Below are 19,739 nucleotides of genomic sequence, written 5' to 3'. Positions count from 1 at the left end.
GACGAACCACGTTGGTTATGGACGAGAAAAACCGGCGAAGACTTATCGTCGGCGCCTTTGGCGCACTCGCCGTCTTTGCCGTGTTATTCTTCGCCGTCGGCACGCGTGAGGTTATCGCCACGCTGCTCTCGGCGAAACCCTCGCTCATCGTCACGACGTTCGCCTTCGCGCTGTGCTGGCTGGCCGCGTGGAGCCTCATGCTTCGGACTGTTTTGATCTCTCTTGACGTCGAGTTGCCGGTTGTCAAAGCGTTTTTCGTCTACGCAGGTGCCGTCTTCGCCAACAACGTCACGCCGTTCGGTCAGGCAGGCGGGGAACCAGTCGCGGCGCTGCTCATCTCGAAGATCTCCGACACGCGCTACGAGACGGGGCTAGCCGGAATCGCCAGCGTCGACGTGCTCAACGTCGTTCCCTCGATCTCGTTGATTCTCGTCGGCGTCGGCTACTACGCGACGACCGCGGCGATCGGCGAGCGCCTCGGAACGGCCGTCGGCTCGGCGGTCGTACTGATCGCCGCAGTCGTCCTTGTCATGATCCTCATCTGGAAGTATCGACACGCGATCATCGACCGCCTTCCGGCCGCTATCGCTCCCCGTCTCGGTCGGCTCGGGATCGCTCGCTTCGAAAGCGAGACGCTCGAGGCTGACCTGACCGATCGGATGGGCCGCTTCTTCGAGAACATCGAGCGCGTCTCGACGGACCGCTGGCGTCTTTCGGCCGTCATCGGTCTCTCGCTGACCGGCTGGCTCTTCCAGACGGCGGCGCTCACGGCCGCGTTCGCGGCGCTTGGCGAACCGGTCTCGCCGTACGTGCTGCTGTTCGTCATCCCGCTCGCGAACCTCGCGGGTGCCGCCCCGCTTCCCGGCGGACTCGGCGGTATCGAGGCCGCGTTCGTCACGCTACTCGTCCCGACCACCGGCATCGCGGCGTCGGTTATCACCGCGGCCGTGCTCATCTTCCGCGGAGCGGTCTACTGGATGCCGGTCCTGATCGGCGGTATATCGGTCTCCGCGTTCGGCGTCAAAGCGCTCGAGTGACTCCCGGGCGGGGACTGGACGACTGTCGCTCGTCGTCGGACCGGCAACGCGTTCGCATATCGATCGACCCCTGACGCGGATCCATCCTCGATGCACACGATCTGGTTCGGTCTCCTCCTGGGACTGTTTGCATGCGTCGTGGTGTGTCTCACGTCATGACTCTGGCTCGACTTCGAACGGCCGGGTCAATGAGCGTTCGTGCTGCTCGGATCGACTGCGCTACTCGCTTTTCTCGGTCTGCCGATCGGACGGGTCGGGGCCGTCGCTCCGATGAGCCGATCGGTCGTCCGGTATCGACCCACCGAGGAACCCCTCCGTCCGCCACTCGATGACGCAGATCGATGCCGCCCAGAGTAGTGCCGTCGCCACCGGTCCGTGAACCGATACCCCCGGTCCCGCGCTCGCCGCGAACGGATACAGCCAGTCGATCCCCTTCGCCGACAGGGAGTCGATCGCGAGGTGCGACCCGATCCCCAGTCCGACAGCGGTCGCGACGGTCCGATCTCGCCGGATCCCGTACGCAACGGCGACGACGACGGCCGCGAACAGCGGCGTGTGTGTGAGTCCGCGGTGGACCAGCGGCCACCCCCACGCCGCGGGAAATAGGAAGTCCGCGTCAGGGAGGAGCCCCAGTACGATGCCGAGCCGCGGATCGGCATCGGTGAACGCGTTGACGAGAGCGTAGCCGACGACCGCGTGGGTGGCGAACGCGCTCGCGAGAAACACGATTCGCATCGCGTCCATTGACGTAGCATTCAGGCGGTCCCCCCAACAACGTTTGGGATTCATTGATTCTCGAGGACGATCCATCGCACCGACCGAGGGCCGCATCCACCTCGGATTCCATCGCCTCACTCCCCCGTGTGCCGTGCTGAAAGTGACATCTTAGCGACCAATAACGCTTACATCCGGGACGGAATAGGAGGGGGGTATGGTCCCGCTGCAACTCGAGGGGTTGCCGAACTGGCTCGAGTCGCTTTTCGCGTCGGAGTTCGCGTTCGCAGTCTTGTTCGCCATCTGTATCCTCGAGGGCGCGATGATGCTGCGATTCATGCCGAGTGAACTCGTCGTCCCGTCCGCGCTTGCGCTGATCGGGTCGTCGATCCCGGAGACGATCGCGATCGTCGCTCTCGCGGTCGTCGGCACGACGATCGGACAGTTCCTGTTGTTCCGCCTCGCCCGTCGCGCCGGACGGGAGTACGTCATTCAGAAGCGATGGTTTCCGTTGACGGAGTCGCGACTCGAGCGCTTCGACCACTGGTTCGATCGCTGGGGCAGGATCGCCGTCGTCGTCAGTAACACGATGCTGGTCGTCAGGGGACTGCTCACCGTTCCTGCCGGCCTCTCGGAGATGGACGGCCGAACGTTCGCCGTCCTCTCATCACTCGGATCACTCTTCTTTCAGTCGATCCTCGCCGGTCTCTACCTGCTGGGTGGCTACCTGTTGACCTTTTAAATGAACCGTCTGCCGATCCATCGATATCCCTTCCTGAACCCCGAAACCGGTTTCGGGGTTCCGAGTAGTCGTCGGACGTCTTTCGAGTCTCCGCGCGTTAGAGAGGTGTAAAAAAGGCAGTTGGGATCACTCGTCTCGTCGATAGACGGGGACTCGGAATCGGACGCCGGCGTCCCGAAGTTGCCACCTGATCTCCGTTCCGACCCAGATCATTCCGGTCAGGAGACCCAGTCCGATCGCGGCGAATTCAGTCGACCCCATCCAGATCGGCGAGGCGTACAGCATCCCGTTGTAAATACGGTGTGGGAGCACGCTCTCGAGGACGTTTCCGAGGTACTCGATCGGGTTGAAGTCGATGCTCAAACCGCCACCGCCCGAGTCGCCACCGCCGCCCCCTCCCTCGTCTTCTTCCGTTCGGGACTCGAGGCCGAGTTCGGCCGCGCTCTGGCCCCCTTCGCTTTCTGCGCCCGTCTCGAGGCGTTCAGCTTCGTAGGGGAGCGTCGACGGGACTTCCCAGACGATATCTCCTGACTCGTTCACTTCGAAGACGCGGTTGCCGTGGCTGTCTGCGATCAGCGTGTTCCCGTTGGGGAGTCTGTCGGCGTCTCTGGGCCACTGGATCCGATCGTCTTGCCACTCCCAGCTCCGATTCCACTCGCCGTCTTCGCGCTGGAACTCCTGAATACGCCCGTTTTCTGAGTCAGCGACGATGACCGCGGGACCTCCCTGTGATTCGGGAATGTAATCCGGGTTGTGCTGTTCGTACTGAATATCGTAATTGTCCTCCTCACCGAGCGTCCAGTCCTCGACGAGCCCCTCATCTCGATCGAGGAAGACTACCTGGTCCTGGTTACGAAGGCTGACCATCAAACGTCCCTCGTGTTGTCCCTCGTCGATGTATTCGACGTCGTTGATGTGAGCCCAGTCTCCCGGATACGATCCGCCCTCGTCGATCGGGTAGTCACTCTGAGCATCCCAGAGCCATTCGACGACCTCCGTCTCCGTGTTCACGATGAAGACCTGATCGGCGACGATGTCCGCGATGGCGACGTGGGTCTCGTTGATCCGCGTCGAATCGTGCCACTCGCCGGCGCTCTCTTTGTAATCGTAGCGCTTGTAGATCACTTCGGGCGTGGGGTCTTCCTCGGTCAAGTCGAGGCGCTCGATGACGTTTCGCGCACACGGCGGCTCGCCACAGGTCGGCCCTTCCGAGTGGATCGTATCGGTCGCCGTGTACTCGATCGTCATCGGCTCGCCCTCGATTGGATCCACGTCGAAGTACTTCGTCCTCGAGTTGTTGTAGTACTCGACCTCGCCATCGGGCGAGTAGACGGTAATCGTTCCCGCGCGGCCGGACTCGGTGACGACCGTGTGATTCTCGGTCGCGGGCGCTTCGGGAACCGCGGATTGTGACGCCGTCGAGATTCCGTCTTCGGTCGCGCCGTTGACGACGACGCCGGCGGAGAGCAATATCAGGGCCACAAACACGATTCGGACGCGGTTGCGCGAGACAATCGAGCGAACGTCGGCCGGGGACGTGGGCGACGACTCTGTCACGAAACGGTCACCACCGGATGACGGCACACCGTTTGGGACTCCATTGTCCCTCGTTCTTCAAGCACGATATTAGTGTTTTGCTCCGGACCATCGATTCGATCGACGCCGATCAGATGCTCGAGGCGGGGATTCGTTTCGACGATTGTTCAGCTGTGAGTCACTGAAGGCAAAGTCAGTACAACGTTCGGATTCGGACAACTGGCCCGCGCGGGAGCAGCGACCGTCGAAGTTCTGCGTACGATTAGAAATTCAGCGTTCGAGCAGTGAACCAGTCACCTTATGGGCGTTCTCTCCCTCCATCCGACTATGAGACGACGCACGTATCTAGCCTCCGTTAGTGCGACAGGGGCCGCCCTCGCCGCTGGTTGTCTAAACGGTGGCATTTTGGGTGCCGAAGCTGGCAGTCCCGACACCGTACTCGGACCGCCCGACAGGCCAGGCGAGAGCGAAAACTACGCCTACCCAGCCTACGGACAGGAGTTGCCGGAAGTGACGGTCCCCTCTCCGCTTCACGACCGCGAGGTGACCACGACCGAGTTCGAGGGCGACCGACACGTCATGATGACGTTCGTCTTCACCCGGTGTCACGGTCCGTGTCCCCGTCTCGCGTCGAGGCTCGCACACGTTCAGGCCGACGCGGCGGAGAACGGCTACGAGTCGGAGGTCATGTTCATGCCGGTGACGTTCGATCCAGCCTATGATACCGCCGAACAACTGCGCACCTTTTCGGCGGAGCGCGGTGCGGATCCGGACGCCGAGAACTGGCAGTTCCTTCGCCCCGAGTCCCACGAGGCGGCACAGGAGGTCGTCAACGACACGTTCGGAATCGGGTTCGAAAAGACGGAGACGTACACAGAAGGGACGGAAGGGCACGGGTCGAATCAATCCACGGACGAGCAGACGAACCAGTCGACGGACACCCAGTCGAGTCAGTCCGGTGATGGGGAGATGCAAGACATGTTTACCCACGTGACGCTCATCATCCTCGCCAACAAAGACGGCTACGTCGAACGAGCCTATAGTAGCCAAACCATGCCGGGGGTGAGCACGATTATCGACGACCTCGAAACCGTCCGCGAGGGAGGCGACGGAGGGTTCTTGTGAGGCGACGCGACCTCCTCGTTGGGGCGGGCAGTCTCGGTCTCGTCGGCGGTGCCGGCCTGCTCGTCAGCGATCGCAGTTTCATGGGCGGCCAAACCGGAGTGGCTTCCGTTTCCATCGAGACCCTCGATGCCCCGGGGAGCGACGCCGGGACTATAACCGCCCCGAAACGCGGAACCACGACGTTCATCGAGTTCTTCGCGACCTGGTGTGGGGTCTGCGAGTCCATGATGGAACCGCTCTCTCGAGTCCAGTCGACGGTCGACGACGACGTGCAGTTCGTTTCGGTCACGAACGAGCCTATCGGCCAGACGACCACTCGAGAGGACGTCGTCCAGTGGTGGAGCGAACACGACGGAAACTGGACGGTCGGATTGGACGCCGACTACGAACTCACTGACGCCCTCGAAATCGTCGAAATTCCGACGGCGGTCGTTCTCGACGAACGCAACGACGTCGCGTGGTCGGGAGCGGGTCGGAAATCACCCGAGACGCTCATCGAGCGGATAGACGCGGCACATAGCGAGTCCTGACTACGGAAGTCGATTTGCTCGACCCCTTCTCGTACGATAGGTTGCCAGCAGAAGCCCTCTTTCCCGTCGATCCGATGGTCGGCGAGAAAAACGAAACCGTTTCCGTCCGTTCAGACGCGGTTAGCTGTCCCCGTTCACGATGTCCGCGACCCGCTGTCGGTCGAAGAGTTCTCTGTCGTCGGTTACGTCGCCGAACTCGTCGGGATAGAGTTGCTTTGCGCCCCTTTCAGTCAAGAACAGATTGTGGATCGGTCCCTGGTGGAGGTAACCGCCGCGATAGACGCGACCGTTCTCGACGGCGGTGAGTTCACTCCCGACGGGATGGTCTTTCATGTATGCGAGCACCGTCTCGCGGAATTCCGCGGGGGACTTTCGTTCGTGGCCCCGAACGAGGATGACGTCCGGATCGATATGGAGGAGGTTTTCGTAATCTAGCTCGCCGCGATTCGTCGTACTGAGATTGTCGATATCCGTGCCCTCGAGGGCGTCGTTCGCCTTCAGGTCGCGCCACTGTTTCTTACTGGTTCCCTTGTCCTCGAGACGGTACGGCGAGAACGTCTCGGGTTCGTCGGTGCCTTCGAACGTAAGGAACACGTCGGGTCGATCTTCTGCGGGTGGAAGCCGAGACGTGATCGAATCGATGAACTCGTCGTGGAGTCGTTTGAACGCTTCGAATCGATCGGTTTGCTGGAACGCCGCTGCGACCTTCTCGAAGGCTTCATACAGCGTATAGTACTCGTAATCGTGCCAGTCGTCCGATCTGCGGAAGATCAGATTCCCGTAGAACGGCGCGACGTGTCGGGCGATTTCGTCGACGTCGCTCTGATCCCAGTCGAACCAGTGGATGAGCATCTCCGGATCGTACAGGTGAATGTCCGCCCCGAGTTCGTAGAACTGTTCTCTCTTCTGTACGTCCGAGTTCGTCTCGATGGTGTTCTCGTCGATCTCGACGCCCGGTAGTTCGTCGTAGACGTACGTATAGTAGCGGTCTGCGCCCCCGACGCCGACCAGTCCGTCGGCCTGCCCCAGCGCGACCGCCATGTCACAGTAGCCGCCGTCGTACGCCACCCACCGTTCCGGGACCCCTTCGAATGAGACGTCACCGACCGGTTCCATCGACACCGTGTAGGTTTCGGTACCGTTCGACTCCGTTCCGGGTCCTTCCTCGTCGCTAATACAACCGGCGAGTAGTCCTCCGGTAGCGACCGTTCCTCCATATCGCATGTAGTCACGACGCGTCGGTTTTACGGGTGTCGTATCGTCTTTCGACATATGGATTAGGCTACCCTAAAACAATATAACCGCTACGGTTTAGGCTGGCCAAAAGTTCTGTAACTCAACTATTGATGAGTCTGATCGCCGACGAGTTTTGTGCCGGAGTTTAGGATCGTCTATCAGTCGAGCCGATCGAGAAGCAACGGACCACCCCCGCGAGCGAGCGGTTCTCGACGCGTCGTATCTCGATCGAACGCCGCCCTCAGTAGGCATCTAAGAGTCGAGACGGTAGAATCGCGCTGTCCGATCGAGATAGCTCGGCGTCGGACGGGTCCCGTTCTGATTTCGGAATCGATTGCATGCAGCTCATTTCCGTATTCCCGCGAAATCCCACGGTACATCGCTCGAACTCCCCCGTAGTCACACCGTTCACTCTACCGTTCGGCGGCTATTTGCTATCGCATTATATGATTTATGAATTCGCAATTACACCGTTCGAAGCTCTGAAGTGCCGAAAAAACGACGATGCAGCTCTAATTCCTTGCACTGGACTAAAGAACAGTTTAGTGCAGTAGATTTAGGTGGGTGGCCGCCCTCCCCCGCATACGAATGGCTCCTGCAACCGGAACCGGCGGTTCCACGGGAGAAACGCCCGTCGACGACGCCCTCGAGCGGTATCTCACCAGCCTCTCTGCGGGCGGCTCTCGGAACACGCTCGAGTGGGTTCTTCGGACCGGCGAGCAGTCGTTTCGGTCCTATCTCGCCGACAACGGCATCGAACGCGTCGAGGAGATCGACATCGCGTGCTGTCGCGACTGGGGGATGGAACTTCGAACCCGAACCGCCCAGGACGAGATCGCCGCGTCGACCGCACACAACTACTACATGTACACCCGGGCGTTCCTCTCGTTTTGCGTTCGGGACCAACTGCTCGAGACGAACCCCGCGGCGACGGACGCCGCGCGGGAGTTCTTACCGGAGGACACCGGTAAGCGCGACCGCCAGTTCTGGGACGAAGACACGCGAGAGGCGCTACTTTCGTTCGTCCACTCGCGCGTCGACCGGGCCTACGACGAGGACGATATCGACCTCGAGCGGGCCTACCGAGATCGCGCGCTCGTGACGTTGCTCGCCCTCGCGGGGCTTCGCGGGGCCGAGGCGTTCGCGGATCCACACGACGACCGCCGCGACGGACTCACCTGGGAGGACGTCGAACTGAACGACGACCGCGGGCGGGTGACGGTGCTCGGAAAGTCCCGTCAGTACGAACGCGTCGGACTCCCCACGCGCGCGAAAGATGCACTCGAACGCCACCGAACCGTCCTCGAGCCGCCGACCGAGGACTGGCCCGTGTTCCCGACGGGCCATTACCCCTCGAAACGGCGCGCGCTCGAAGTCGAGTTCTCGTCGGATCGCGCCGACGCGATCCTGTCCGATCGGACGATCGACGAGGCCCTGCGCGAGTTCGAGGTTCCGCCGCCGTCGATCTCGAAAAACGGGGCGCGAAATCTGATGCAGCGACTCTGTGAGACCGCCAATCTCGAGATCGACGGCGAGTACCTCAAACCTCACGGCGGTCGCCGAGGCTTGGGTCACGAACTCTACGCGAGCGGCAATTCGGAACTCGCACAGTCGGCGCTGCGACACAAGTCCATCGAGACGACCCATGAGGCGTACAGCGATATCCAGCCGGAAGACGTCGCGGAACGGATCGACGACGTTATGGAATGACATCGTTCGACAGAGATTGAAGAGAGATTACGAAAGACGGTGTAGTTCGGGTTTCGGCTGACTGAATGAGGTGGATTTACATTATCGCACGCTAACGAGGATATATGGTACTCGAAATCGGTCTCGAAGACGCCGCAGCGAAACGCGACGATCTTCCCGCAGCGGATGAGGTGTACGACACGGACGAATCGATCCCGCTCGCCGAGGTCTTCGACGACGCGTTCGTCGCCGCTCGGACTCAGTTCGATACGTTCGACGACCTCGTCGCCGCAAGTCCCAGCGACGCCGACAGCGCCGACGCCCTCGAGACCGTCGGTTACGGCGAGTGGGACGAGTTCGTGGCCGAGACGACCGACTTCGCGGACGGCGACGAGTTCGTGATGGCCGGCCGAGATCACTGGGTCGCGAAACGACTCGATCTGGCCTAGGCGCGGATCGCGCTCGCCGACGGGTCCCCGTCGCTCGTGAGTGGGACAGCCGTCCGAAGTAGCGGCATGCCCGTCGGAAAAAGTGCCAATTAACTCCGTCGAGCCGTTGTATCTCGATGATGTCTGAAACAGAGACGTCGGACGAACGACCGCCGTCGCGGTTCGGTCGTCTCCTCTTTGCGAGCGGACTCGTAGTACTGGCTATCCGTAACCTGACCAATCTGGACGGGCGTATCGCCTACGCGGATGCGAAAGGCGTGCCGAACGCGGAGACGCTCGTTCCGGCCTCGAGCGGGCTCCTCCTCGGTGGCGGTCTCGGCATCGGACTCTGGAAACTGCCGCGACTTTCGGCGAGCAGCGTCGCCGCGTTCTTCGTCGGCGTCACGCCGCTCATGCACGACTTCTGGGCGGTCGACGAGGAGTCACGCGGGGAAGAGCTCACCTCGTTCCTCCAGAACGTCACGCTGCTCGGCGCCGCGATTGCGTTCTTCGCTCGCGCGAACCGCGACTAACGACGCTTCACCTTCGCTCGAGCGAGTTGCCGAACTATTGTTCTTGAATCGCGTCGATAACCATCGCAGCGGCGACGATGGGTTCTTTCGGTACCGAACTCGCGTCGTCGATGGTGATATCGTACTTGTCGCGGAACGAAACGTGGCCCTCGATGGAGCCGACGTGTCCGCCGTCGCTGTCGGTAATCTCGTATTTGTGCGGAATCCAGTTTCCGAACGGGAGCATGTTACGGGCGAGCGTTATCGCAGCACCGCGGGAATCGATCGTCGCGAGCTCGGTTCCGGTGTCTGCATCCCGGATCGTCCACGTGTCCTGAAAGATCGAGAAGTCGTTGTCGAGGATAACGATGTCCTCGTCGGTCTGTGTGTCCGAGAGGAGGTAATCGCCCGCGACGTCGATGATACCGGCCGCTTTGACGGTGAAGACGTCGTTCCCCTGACCGTCGACGAAGGGGAACTCCTCTTTCAGCTTGAACATCTTCTGTTTCCCCCGGAGAACGGTGTTCCCACCGTCGTCGAACGCTTTGTACTTGTTCCGGATGAGGTTCTGTTCGACCGAGTAGCGGTCGTCGGTGAGTTCGATTCCGCTGATGTCGTACTGCTGTGCGGGGGCCATGTCAGTACGTAGCTATCACCGGTTACTAAAACTATCTGAAATGCGGTTGCCGACGACCCCCTCGGAGAAAACTCGAGAATAGTCCACAGCACCCTTCCTCACGCCGCGACGGCGTCCGATTATTCGGCCGATTCGTTCGCCGAGTCGGTCGATTCGTTCGTCGAGTCGGCGGACTCGTTCGTTTCGTTGGCGCTTTCCTGTTGTTCTGCGATCTGTTCCTGGAGCCGCTGTTGTTGCTCGCGTCGCTTCTGTTGCTCTAAGTATTGGTCGTAGTACGCTTCAGGCAAGATCCCGCCGAGCGTTCCGCTCTGGAGTTGCTCGATGAGCGTCTCCGGCGGCGCAGTGACCCGGAGGATACCGTACTCGGCGTCGGCGTCTTCGACCGAAACCGACTCGTGATTCGAGGCCGTTCCCTCGAAGTTCGACACCGCTCGTTCGGTCAGTTCGGCCTGCCGCGTCTCGAGTTCTTCCCGGGCCTCGCTCTCTGATATTTCGCCCGCTTCCATTTCGGACTGCAATTCCTCTTGGAGCGTCGCGTACTCTTCCTGGTCGGGCTGGATCTGAATCGTAACCGGTCCGCTCGCTCCGTTCTCCCCCTGCTGGGTCATGGAGTCGAGTCCGGAGCAACCGGCGAGTCCAGCCGTCGCACTGGCGCCTGTGAACGTGAGAAAGGTTCGACGATTTACCATCGTGCCTCTAAACCGGGAAAGCAATTGCGCATAAAACTTCCCATCGCCGTCTCTGTGTTTTCGCACTACATGAAAATAGCTGCAGATACTGGAGGCGCTTTCTCTCGGTACGCTGATGTCGGTGTTTGGAACGGGCAGCGTCTTTCGCGTACTGTCCGCCTATCGCAGCCCGTTGAATCCTCGAGCGGACGAGTTCGCCCCGGTAGTTCGGGATCAGTAGTTGCCGGTCGAGACGATCGGCGGCGAGCCGTGGGGGCCGTAGGGGGCGTCGTCGAGCCACTCGCCCGCGGATTCGAAGTGATCCGCGAGCGAGGCGGCCGCTTCTTTGCGCAACACGGTGACTGGATCTTCGCCCTGGAGATATTCGAGGGCCTGGCCGGCTGCGTTGAGATTGAATTCGGCGGCTTTCTCGCGTCGTGCCGCGTAGAGTTCGATTTCGTCGCGAGCGACGGCCTCCGTCTGGGCGCCGAGGGCGACGGCAATGGCCGAGGCGGCTTCGTCGGCGTCGGCGACGCCGGAGTTCATGCCCCGCGCACCGAACGGCGCGAGCAGGTGGGCGGCTTCGCCGGCCAGCAACACGCGACGGTGGTCGTCGACGAAGGTGTCGGCCATCACTTGGAGGAAGTAGTACGTCGAGACCCACTGGAGGTTGTCGACGTACTCCTCGCCCATGACGTCGCGGATGAACTCCTGCATCCGCTCGTCGCTTTTGAGCTCTTCGGGGTCGTCGTCTCCGAGACACTGGATATCGAGTCGCCAGCCGCCGGAAAACGGCACCAGCAAGACGTTTCGGCCGTCGGTTTCGGGTGCGTCGTAGTGGAACAGTCGCTCGAGTTCGGCCTCGTCGTGGCCGCCTTCCTCTTCGATATCGGCAATGAGGAAGGCGTTTTCGGACTGGTCGCCCTCGAAGTTCGCGCCGATTTCCTTGCGAACGGTCGAGCCGCCGCCGTCGGCACCGATCAGGTACTCGGTCTGCCACTCGCTGCCGTCGGCCGTCTCGATACGAACGCCGTCGGACGACGTCTCGACGGTTTCGACCGCCGAATCCCAGTGGATCTCGACACCGATCTCCTCGAGGGCGTCGTGCATGTAGGCCTCGGTGACGACCTGCGGAACGCTCGTGAAGTGCGGGATGTCGCCGCTGCCGCCGGGCGAGTCGTAGGTGCGATTGAAGACTTCGTCGCCGCGATAGAGGGTCCGCCGAGTCGGCCAGACGAGTCCTTCATCGACCAGATCGGTCCCGAGTCCGGGGTGGACGCGCTCGAGCGTTCGAAGGGTGGATCCGTGGACGTAGATTGCGCGGCTCCCGTCTCGGTCCCGGTCCGCCGATTCGGCCTCGAGAATGGCCGTCTCGATACCTCGTGCGTGCAGCGCGAGCGCGGCGCTCATGCCGACCGGTCCGGCCCCCGCGATCAGCACCGGCTTGTCGTTCTCGTTGTTGCCCATGGTTCGTATTACTATGTAATCTCAAATGGGCCATAGTGTTTACGGTAGCCGGATTTAGTTCCGACGCTCGTTTTGCATAGTGGCTCCGTCTCTCGAAACAATCCCCTAAAGATCCGTCTTCGACACCGTCGTGTCCGCTGTTTTCTCTCGAATTACCGCCCGAAACCGGTCATCTCTCCGTCATCGGGCGTCCGCGAGATCGACGAACGCGTCGACGTCCGCAGAGAGCCACGTGGTGAGACGATCCCGCTCGGGACACTCTCTGGGTGTTATCGTACACCGATCGGCCTGGGTCTCGTACCGGACGACGATCGCGTCGAGGTCGATCGACCGGGTCGAGTATCCAGAGGCCATGCTCAGTCGCTCGCGGACGCTGTCGGTGTGGTACTCGCTCGAGGATTCGTTCATGGTTGGGACCTGCGTACTCGAGAAGACACTCGACCGGTACATAGCCGCTTCTAGTTGCTCTATTGAGCAGTATGGACCAGTTCTGAATGCGACGTATTTGGTGAGTTTGACGAATTAGGGCGCTTACCGGTAAGCGATAGCCGACCAATAGTGTTCCTGACGGCAAGCGCGTTATCGTTGTGGATCGAGGTGGTTCTCGAAAAGCGCAGTAGTGATCGCGCGCTTTCGATGACTACTCAACAGGTGTTCGTAGACGGTTTGGCGCGAGTCGTCGACGAACGCACACAGCGGACAGGAGTACGGTCGGTCGTGATCGCGGCGGAGTTCCGCGAGGTGGCTTTCCTCCGACGGCGTCGCTGCGATAGTCTCTGCGCCGGTGGTGTGGAGCGAGCCGGTATCGGGGGTATCGGGTGTCATCCACCGCGGAATACGCCGACGCGCTACAATTCCCTTTCTAGGAGTTCTGTATAGCCATGTCCAGAGAATACAGTTTCCCCCTTCGATAGTGTCCCGAACAGAGGCGAACGTAACGAACAGTGAAAACGGTACCCACTGGCTGTGACAGTCGGCCGTTTCTATCGAATTGGCAATCCAACAGTCGGGTACGTATCTCTATATATAACAATATTCCTCACCGTTCCCGACCCATATGATATTGCTCTCTATGGGGTAATAATACGTTAGAAGACGTATACTCCGTATTTTCCCATTCTATAGATAGGTACTTATTTATGTTCTGTCCGTCCACCGTCACTTACATGGAGACGCGGAAGATTCAGGTGACTGGTGGATCGACCTACACTGTTTCGCTTCCGAAAACCTGGGCGACCGAAAACGAGGTCACCAGTGGGATGACCGTCGAGATCTACGCCCAGGACGATACCTTGATCGTCACACCCCAGACCGATGTCGATCACGACGAGGGGTCGCTCGACATCTCGAGTCTCGAGGGCGAACGACTCGTTCGAGCCGTGTTGACGATGTACGTCAGTGGCTTCGATATCATCCGGCTCGAGGCGGGTCAGATCTCGACCGAACAGCGCCGATCGATTCGCAACGCGATTCAGGGGCTGATCGGCGTCGAAGTCGTGCAGGAACAGTCGGATGCGGTCGTCGTACAGGACCTCCTCGATTCGGCCGAGCTGTCAATACTCGATGCGGTCACGCGCATGCGACTGATCGCCACGTCGATGCTCGAGGACGCGGTCACCGCGCTCGTCGAGAACGACGACGACGTCGCGCGAGACGTGATCGAACGCGACGACGACATCGATCGACTCTGGCTCACCGTCTCTCGGATCTTCCGCGCGACGCTTCGCTCGCCTCGAGCAGCCGAAGAACTCGGCGTTCCGCGGGAGGATTGCTTCGATTACCACTCGAGTTCGCGCCAACTCGAGCGAATCGCCGACCACGCGGTCAAGATCAGCGAACTCGCGCTCAAACTCGGGGACCTCCCGGACCAAATCGCGGACGGGTTCCTCGAACTGTATCGGGACGCAGCCGATATCATCGAAAAGTCGATGGACGCGTTGTTGACCGACGACGAGTCCAAGGCGACCACCCTCGGCCACGATGCGCTCGGATCCGTCCTCGATATCGACGAACACAACCGCCAGATCGACGAAATGCTTCGCGACGTCGACCCCGTTCGAGCCCAGTCCGTCGGTCTCGTCCTCGATTCGCTGTCGCGCTGTGCCGACTACGGCGAAAACATCGCCGAAACGTCGTTACAGAAAGCCTCGCCCAAGCCCTGAAGGGCCCGTAGTCTCGAGCTTCGTATCAACCCGCTATTTTTACGGGGAGGAATGCGACTCCGGTTTTAACTCTGGGGCCGCGTGCGGACAGGGCGGGAGCTTAAGCGAGGCTACAGACCGAAATGTGACTCACGCGTCTCGACCGTGTATCCCTGAGCCTCGAGTGTCGCATCGCGATATCGTCGGGCCAATAACTGCTTGGGGAGATCCCGCAGGTCGAAGCGTCGGTTCGACGTGTACTCGACATCGATGGCGGTGTGATCGGGTTGCTCGTGGAGTATCGACGTGTAGGTCGCCCACGGCTTTCCGTTTGCTGTAACGTCCAACGTGATACGTTTGTTGCCGTCCGGTGTGGTTTCGGTTTGTCTCTGCACAACCATTTCGACGGAGCGCAGGCCGAAAAGGTAGTATGTTTTATATTTCACCGTGTTCCCGTTGGAGGTTACCTCGTCTGCAAGGCCCCACAGAAATGCGAGTACCGGCGGTTTCGGGCCGGTGAACGCATCGACGATGGTCTCCTGACTGTCGTCGGTTTTCAGTCGAAACCTGCCGCGCGACTGCAGAATCGGTGCGCGTGCGACGACGACCAAGAGGGCTGCCGTGGCGGCCGCTGGAAGCAGTGACGTGAGAGAGTACACGCCGAGGTACAGTGAGGCGACGGCCACGGCCATGAGCACATTACTGATACGCTCGCGTCTGTAGTACCGGTTTACGATCGAGAGCACCTCCTGTTGTTCCTGTTGTTGGTCGGTACTAGTCGGAGAGGGCATTGAGAAATAATCAAAACTTCTGACTATTAAACTGGATGGAACGAAATCGAGCGTCGACGTGACCCGTCCACAGTCGTCGTCGGGATTCCGAACGGGTCGTCGACGAACCGTTTCAGTTACGAACCGATCCGCGTCCGGAGTTGAAAACGACGATGAGGCTACTGACGGCCATCATCAGCGCGGCGATGAGCGGATTGATCAGCCCGGTCACCGCGAGCGGAATCGCGATGAGGTTATACCCGGCGGCCCAGCCGAGGTTCTGGCGGACCCGTCGACGGGTCCCGCGCGATATCTCGAGGATCGTTGGAATCGCCTCGAGGTCGGCATCCCGGACGACCACGTCCGCTGCGTCGACCGCGATGTCGGTCCCCTCCTCGAGAGCGATGCCCATGTCGGCACACGCGAGCGCCGGCGCGTCGTTCGTGCCGTCGCCGATCATGGCCGTCGTGCCCCCCTCGCGGAGCCTGCGGAGGATCGCTTCCTTCGATTCCGGGCGCACGCCGGCGAACACGTCGTCGATATCCGGGTGGGAGCGAAGCCACCCCGTCGCGCGCTCGTCGTCGCCGGTGAGGACCACGATCCGCCGGTCGTCGGCCGCGAGCGTGCTGACGACTGACCGCCAGTTTTCTCGAGGTTGGTCTCGAATGGAAACGACGCCACGAGCGACGCCGTCCCAGCCGACGACGACGGGCCGGAATCCGTTCTCGCGCGCGGACGCCACCGCGTCGGCGAGGCGATCCGGAACGTCCCACGAACCCGAACTCGGTTCCGAATCCGAACCTGAATCCGGCCCCGCCGATTCCGAATCTGAACCCGATCCCGAATCCGATTCCGAACCCAGGCCCGGACCGCGTTCGGTTTCGGAGTCGAACGCAGACGGATGCCCGACTGCGACGCGCTCTCCGTCGACGGTCGCCCCGACCCACCGCGGCCCGCTGGCGTACGAGTCGACCGACGAATCGACCGCCGGCGCGGCGTCGACGATCGCCGCGGCGACCGGGTGGTTCGAGCGCGATTCGACGGCTGCCGCTCGCTCGAGAACTGCTTCTGGGTCGTCCGCGACGACGGACTCGACGCTCATCTCGCCGGTGGTGAGCGTCCCTGTCTTGTCGAACACGACGATTTCGGCGTCCGAGATCCGTTCGAGGACCGTCGTCGAGAGCACCGCCGCGTTGTGCTCGGCCGCTCGAGCGCTTCCCGCCGCGAGTGCCAGCGGCGTGGCGATCCCGAGCGAACACGGACAGGAGACGACGAGTACGGACAAACCGATGAGCAGCGCCTCGCTGGCCGATTGTCCGGTCGCTAGCCAGAACGCGGTGGCGACCGCCGCGATCGCCACGACCAGCGGGACGAATATCACGGCGAACGTGTTGACGAGGCGCTGGACACCGCGTTCGGAGCTCTGGACGTTCCAAGTTAGTTCGACGAGCCGATCCAGGGTGCGGACGGTGTCATCGATCTCGACGACGAGCGTGCCGTCGGTGAGGATCGACCCGCCGACGACCGAGTCGCCGGTCGACGTTGCCCGCGGCATCGATTCGCCCGTCATGAACGCCTCGTCGACTGTGCCGGTCCCGTCGACGACCGTTCCGTCGAACGGGATTCGGTCGCCGGCCGTGACGATGACCCGGTCGCCGGGATCACAGGCGTCGCGGTCGACTTCGTGGGTCGATCCGTCGTCCGCGAGCACGTCGACGGTCGGTTCGCGCGTCGTCGCGAGGGACATGTTCGTGCCGAGCGCGCGGCGTTTGAGCTTCCCTTCGACGCGGTTGCCGACGGTGACGACGACCAACACCATCACCGCCACGTCGAAGTAGACGTGCCGCGACCCGATCGCGAGTGCCCCGAACGAGTAGGCGTACGCGGCGAGGACGGCGACCGAGAGGAGCACGTCGACCGTCGGCCGTCCGACGACGAGGCTGACGTAGCCGCTCCTGAAGATCGGATAGCCGAGGACGATGACGATGAGCGTGCTCCAGAGCGCCAGTGGAGCGAAGACCATCGTCTGGATCGTCGAACCGTAGAGAAACGACTCGGGATACAGGCCCAGATAGGTCGGGTAGATAAACAACACGTACGGGGCCATCACCGGCATCGCGAGAAGCACGGCGAGTGCCGTCCGATACTTGCCGAGGTCGAACCCGTCGTCGTCGCGTTCCTCGTCGGGATGGCTCGCGCGGTAGCCGACGCCGCTGATCGCGGCCGCCAGTTCGTCGCGGTCGATGACGGTCGGATCGTACCGCACCTGAATCAGTTCGGTCGCGTAACTCGCGCTCGCCTCGAGAATCCCGTCGGTCCCCGTCGCGACGCTCTCGAGGTACTGCTCGCACGTCGAACAGTGCATCCCGTCGAGGGACAGAAAGGCCGTTTCGTATCCGTCCTCGGGGGAGTCGGGACCGGATTCGGACGCTTCGACCTCGCGTGTCTCGTACTCGAGCGCGCCATCGCTACCGGCATCGCTCGAGGCGGCCAGTGTCGCGGTGGTCTGATCCGGCTGGCCGATCAGGCCGCGCTGACCGAACGTTTCGCCCTGATCGGTCCCGTTCGCCGGACTCTGCTCTGCGTGCGACGCTGTCGCCCCGATGTCGCTGACTGGCTCTCTCGAGGCGATCGATTCCGCCTCGTCGCTCGTCGACATATCGCCGACGGCGCGGTGGACCTCGAGACACCCGCGACAGCAAAACTCCCCCTCGACGTCGGCCTCGCGAACCGCTCGAGCGCCGGTGGGGAGTCCACAGAGCGTGCAGGCCGTCATGAGAGATACCGTGACCTACCGTACGACCTCGGCCGTATAGAAAGCCCGCCTCGGTCGGCGTTCGTTTCGGCGGTCGGTTGGCGGTGTTACTGCCGAGTTGCGGTGGTTCGCACGTCGGTTAGCGGTGATTCCGTCGGGTTGTTGTGTTCCGCTGTCGAGTGGTGATGGTCGTCCTCGAGCGACGATTTACGCCACCGACCCGACGTAGAGGGTCACGACGAGGATGATCCAGACGAGGTCGACGAAGTGCCAGTACATTGAGACCGTCGAGACGGCGGTATGGCGGTCGGCGGAGAACTGGCCGGTAACCGCCCGGACGAGGACGATGCCGAGCAGTATCACGCCCAGCGCGACGTGGAGGCCGTGGAGTCCCGTCAGGGCGAAGAAACTGCTGCCGAAGACGTCGGTGACACCGATGCCGTCGACGACCAGTAGCTCGTAGTACTCGAACGCCTGGCCGCCGACGAAGACGAGACCGAGCAGTACCGTGACGGCGAGCAGGCCGAGGAACCGACGGCGATTCCCCTCACGGATCGCCTCGTGGGCGACGTGTAACGTCACGCTACTGGCGACCAGGATGGCCGTGTTCGCGAGGACGATCGACGAGACGAGCGACGGGAGCTCGCCCGGCGGCCACGGGCCCGTTCGGATGAAAAAGTAGTAGACGAAGCCGGCGCTGAACGTCATGACGTCCGTGGCGAGAAAGAGCACCATTCCCCACCGGAGGTCGACGCCGCCCGCTTCCGGCCTCGAGGGCCGCGTCCAGTACGTCCGGACGAACCCGTGGTATGTCCACCCGTACAGCCCGCCGAGGAAGATAGCGACCCCGCCGACGAGGACGACTCCGCCGAGCGCGGGCCCGACGAGCGGTTCGGCCCCGCGTGAGAGCAAGAGGAAGGCGGCGCCGAAGTAGAGACCGGCGATTCCCACCGCCGTCACGAGCGGCCACCAGCTCGCTTCGCCGAAGCCCCGCGGCCAGTCGTCTTCTGCCGGCGGTACGTGTCCGTGCTCGTCGTCAGTTCCCTCGCCTCGGTCGCCGTCGACGGCGGACACCATGCCGGTACATACGAGATCTCTTCTCAAAAAGACCCGCCCAGTAACGCCGAAACGGTCGTGAGACGACCGCCCGAGGGAGTATTTTCATATCGCTTCGAGTCATACTCGGCCCATGGACCAGCCGACCGACCAGCGGCGCTCGAGCCCGTGGCCGATCGTTGCGGCGTTCGGAATCGTGGCGACGGAAGCCGGCGTGCTGTTCGGACTCGTCGCGATCGCCATCGCCGGCGTTCTGGCCGTCGGCGCGAGCGGCGCGGGAATGGTCTACGAGGCTGGTTACACCACGGATCGGTGGCGACCGTTACGGATCATCGGCGCGGTTATCGCGGGCCTCGCCGCGGCGGTCTGGATCGCCGTCGCCGGGACGATCTCGCCCGCGACGATGGTCGATGCCACGGCGACCGACGGGATCGCCGTTCGCGCGGCCATCGTCCTCGCGGGCGCGGTGGTGCTGGTTCTCGCGGGTTCCGTCGGTCCGATCGTAATGAGAGAGCGCGTCTCCGACGGATCCGATATCGAGTTCTGAAACGACCGTCGGGTCGCCGAGACGCCCGTTTCCGTCTCGAGGCGGGTAGTCCCAGCCCGTCTCGAGGTGCAGTCGCTCTCGTCTCGAGGCGGCAGTCCCTATTCGTTTAGAGAACGGCCGAGAGGATCCCGCTGACGAACACGCCGATC

The 19,739-nt window shown here is 62.0% G+C and carries 20 protein-coding genes; 9 read left to right on the top strand and 11 right to left on the bottom strand.

The annotated features are described in order from the left end of the window. Window positions 1-17: 17 nt before the first annotated feature. Entirely contained in the window at window positions 18-1,037 is a 1,020-nt protein-coding gene (locus BM348_RS14515) for a lysylphosphatidylglycerol synthase transmembrane domain-containing protein (protein WP_092905808.1), read from the top strand. 219 nt (window positions 1,038-1,256) lie between these two features. Here BM348_RS14515 and BM348_RS14510 read toward each other — a convergent pair whose 3' ends face one another. Next, a complete protein-coding gene (locus tag BM348_RS14510; protein ID WP_092905806.1) occupies window positions 1,257-1,781 on the bottom strand; it encodes a metal-dependent hydrolase in 525 nt (174 codons plus the stop codon). A gap of 187 nt (window positions 1,782-1,968) precedes the next feature. Between BM348_RS14510 and BM348_RS14505 the strand changes: the two genes are divergently transcribed. Then, window positions 1,969-2,493: a DedA family protein gene (locus BM348_RS14505; RefSeq protein ID WP_092905804.1), complete on the top strand. Its 525-nt coding sequence runs from the start codon at window positions 1,969-1,971 to the stop codon at window positions 2,491-2,493. 126 nt (window positions 2,494-2,619) lie between these two features. Here BM348_RS14505 and BM348_RS14500 read toward each other — a convergent pair whose 3' ends face one another. Then, complete coding sequence (locus BM348_RS14500) at window positions 2,620-4,050, bottom strand: aryl-sulfate sulfotransferase (RefSeq protein WP_139231196.1); 1,431 nt, start codon at window positions 4,048-4,050, stop codon at window positions 2,620-2,622. Window positions 4,051-4,356: 306 nt separating this feature from the next. Here BM348_RS14500 and BM348_RS14495 point away from each other — a divergent pair, with 306 nt between their 5' ends. Beyond that, a complete protein-coding gene (locus tag BM348_RS14495; protein ID WP_175507200.1) occupies window positions 4,357-5,154 on the top strand; it encodes an SCO family protein in 798 nt (265 codons plus the stop codon). Next, window positions 5,151-5,684, top strand: a complete 534-nt coding sequence (locus BM348_RS14490) for a TlpA family protein disulfide reductase (protein ID WP_245779471.1) — start codon at window positions 5,151-5,153, stop codon at window positions 5,682-5,684. The genes BM348_RS14495 and BM348_RS14490 overlap by 4 nt, the downstream gene beginning before the upstream one ends. A gap of 120 nt (window positions 5,685-5,804) precedes the next feature. Here BM348_RS14490 and BM348_RS14485 read toward each other — a convergent pair whose 3' ends face one another. Next, entirely contained in the window at window positions 5,805-6,956 is a 1,152-nt protein-coding gene (locus tag BM348_RS14485) for an ABC transporter substrate-binding protein (protein WP_092905801.1), read from the bottom strand. A 552-nt stretch (window positions 6,957-7,508) separates the two neighbouring features. Between BM348_RS14485 and BM348_RS14480 the strand changes: the two genes are divergently transcribed. The 3 genes from BM348_RS14480 (at window position 7,509) to BM348_RS14470 (ending at window position 9,570) form a co-directional block, all read left to right on the top strand. Continuing rightward, entirely contained in the window at window positions 7,509-8,630 is a 1,122-nt protein-coding gene (locus tag BM348_RS14480) for a tyrosine-type recombinase/integrase (RefSeq protein WP_092905799.1), read from the top strand. A 104-nt stretch (window positions 8,631-8,734) separates the two neighbouring features. Continuing rightward, entirely contained in the window at window positions 8,735-9,058 is a 324-nt protein-coding gene (locus BM348_RS14475; protein ID WP_092905797.1) for a hypothetical protein, read from the top strand. Between the two features lie 119 nt (window positions 9,059-9,177). Next, window positions 9,178-9,570, top strand: coding sequence for a DoxX family membrane protein (locus BM348_RS14470; RefSeq protein WP_092905795.1), 393 nt, complete (start codon window positions 9,178-9,180; stop codon window positions 9,568-9,570). A gap of 34 nt (window positions 9,571-9,604) precedes the next feature. On the opposite strand, the gene BM348_RS14465 is transcribed toward BM348_RS14470, so the two are convergent. From BM348_RS14465 to BM348_RS14445, 5 genes are all read right to left on the bottom strand, one after another. Beyond that, complete coding sequence (locus BM348_RS14465; RefSeq protein ID WP_092905793.1) at window positions 9,605-10,186, bottom strand: LURP-one-related/scramblase family protein; 582 nt, start codon at window positions 10,184-10,186, stop codon at window positions 9,605-9,607. A gap of 119 nt (window positions 10,187-10,305) precedes the next feature. Continuing rightward, the gene (locus BM348_RS14460; protein WP_092905791.1) at window positions 10,306-10,875 is read right to left on the bottom strand and encodes a twin-arginine translocation signal domain-containing protein; all 570 of its coding nucleotides are present in this window, start codon (window positions 10,873-10,875) and stop codon (window positions 10,306-10,308) included. Between the two features lie 213 nt (window positions 10,876-11,088). Continuing rightward, complete coding sequence (locus BM348_RS14455; protein WP_092905789.1) at window positions 11,089-12,321, bottom strand: FAD-dependent monooxygenase; 1,233 nt, start codon at window positions 12,319-12,321, stop codon at window positions 11,089-11,091. 180 nt (window positions 12,322-12,501) lie between these two features. Further along, window positions 12,502-12,729 carry a DUF7511 domain-containing protein gene (locus BM348_RS14450; protein ID WP_092905787.1) on the bottom strand — a complete coding sequence of 76 codons (228 nt, stop codon included), beginning with the start codon at window positions 12,727-12,729 and terminating at the stop codon, window positions 12,502-12,504. A 171-nt stretch (window positions 12,730-12,900) separates the two neighbouring features. Continuing rightward, a complete protein-coding gene (locus BM348_RS14445; RefSeq protein ID WP_092905785.1) occupies window positions 12,901-13,146 on the bottom strand; it encodes a hypothetical protein in 246 nt (81 codons plus the stop codon). 341 nt (window positions 13,147-13,487) lie between these two features. Between BM348_RS14445 and BM348_RS14440 the strand changes: the two genes are divergently transcribed. Continuing rightward, window positions 13,488-14,483, top strand: coding sequence for a phosphate uptake regulator PhoU (locus BM348_RS14440; protein WP_092905783.1), 996 nt, complete (start codon window positions 13,488-13,490; stop codon window positions 14,481-14,483). 110 nt (window positions 14,484-14,593) lie between these two features. Here BM348_RS14440 and BM348_RS14435 read toward each other — a convergent pair whose 3' ends face one another. The 3 genes from BM348_RS14435 to BM348_RS14425 all read right to left on the bottom strand — a co-directional run bounded on the left by BM348_RS14435 (window position 14,594) and on the right by BM348_RS14425 (window position 19,064). Then, window positions 14,594-15,154, bottom strand: a complete 561-nt coding sequence (locus tag BM348_RS14435) for a hypothetical protein (RefSeq protein ID WP_217642024.1) — start codon at window positions 15,152-15,154, stop codon at window positions 14,594-14,596. A gap of 211 nt (window positions 15,155-15,365) precedes the next feature. Beyond that, entirely contained in the window at window positions 15,366-18,008 is a 2,643-nt protein-coding gene (locus BM348_RS14430) for a heavy metal translocating P-type ATPase (protein ID WP_245779470.1), read from the bottom strand. Between the two features lie 186 nt (window positions 18,009-18,194). After that, a complete protein-coding gene (locus BM348_RS14425; RefSeq protein WP_092905779.1) occupies window positions 18,195-19,064 on the bottom strand; it encodes a cytochrome c oxidase subunit 3 in 870 nt (289 codons plus the stop codon). A 112-nt stretch (window positions 19,065-19,176) separates the two neighbouring features. Between BM348_RS14425 and BM348_RS14420 the strand changes: the two genes are divergently transcribed. Next, on the top strand, window positions 19,177-19,590 hold the full coding sequence (locus BM348_RS14420; protein ID WP_092905777.1) for a DUF7541 family protein: 414 nt from the start codon (window positions 19,177-19,179) through the stop codon (window positions 19,588-19,590). The last annotated feature ends 149 nt before the right edge of the window (window positions 19,591-19,739 follow it).

Origin of the sequence: Halostagnicola kamekurae (assembly GCF_900116205.1) — an archaeon.
Classification (GTDB): Archaea; Halobacteriota; Halobacteria; order Halobacteriales; family Natrialbaceae; genus Halostagnicola; species Halostagnicola kamekurae.
Note: the sequence above shows the minus strand (reverse complement) of the source record. Positions and strands in the feature narration are given on the sequence as shown.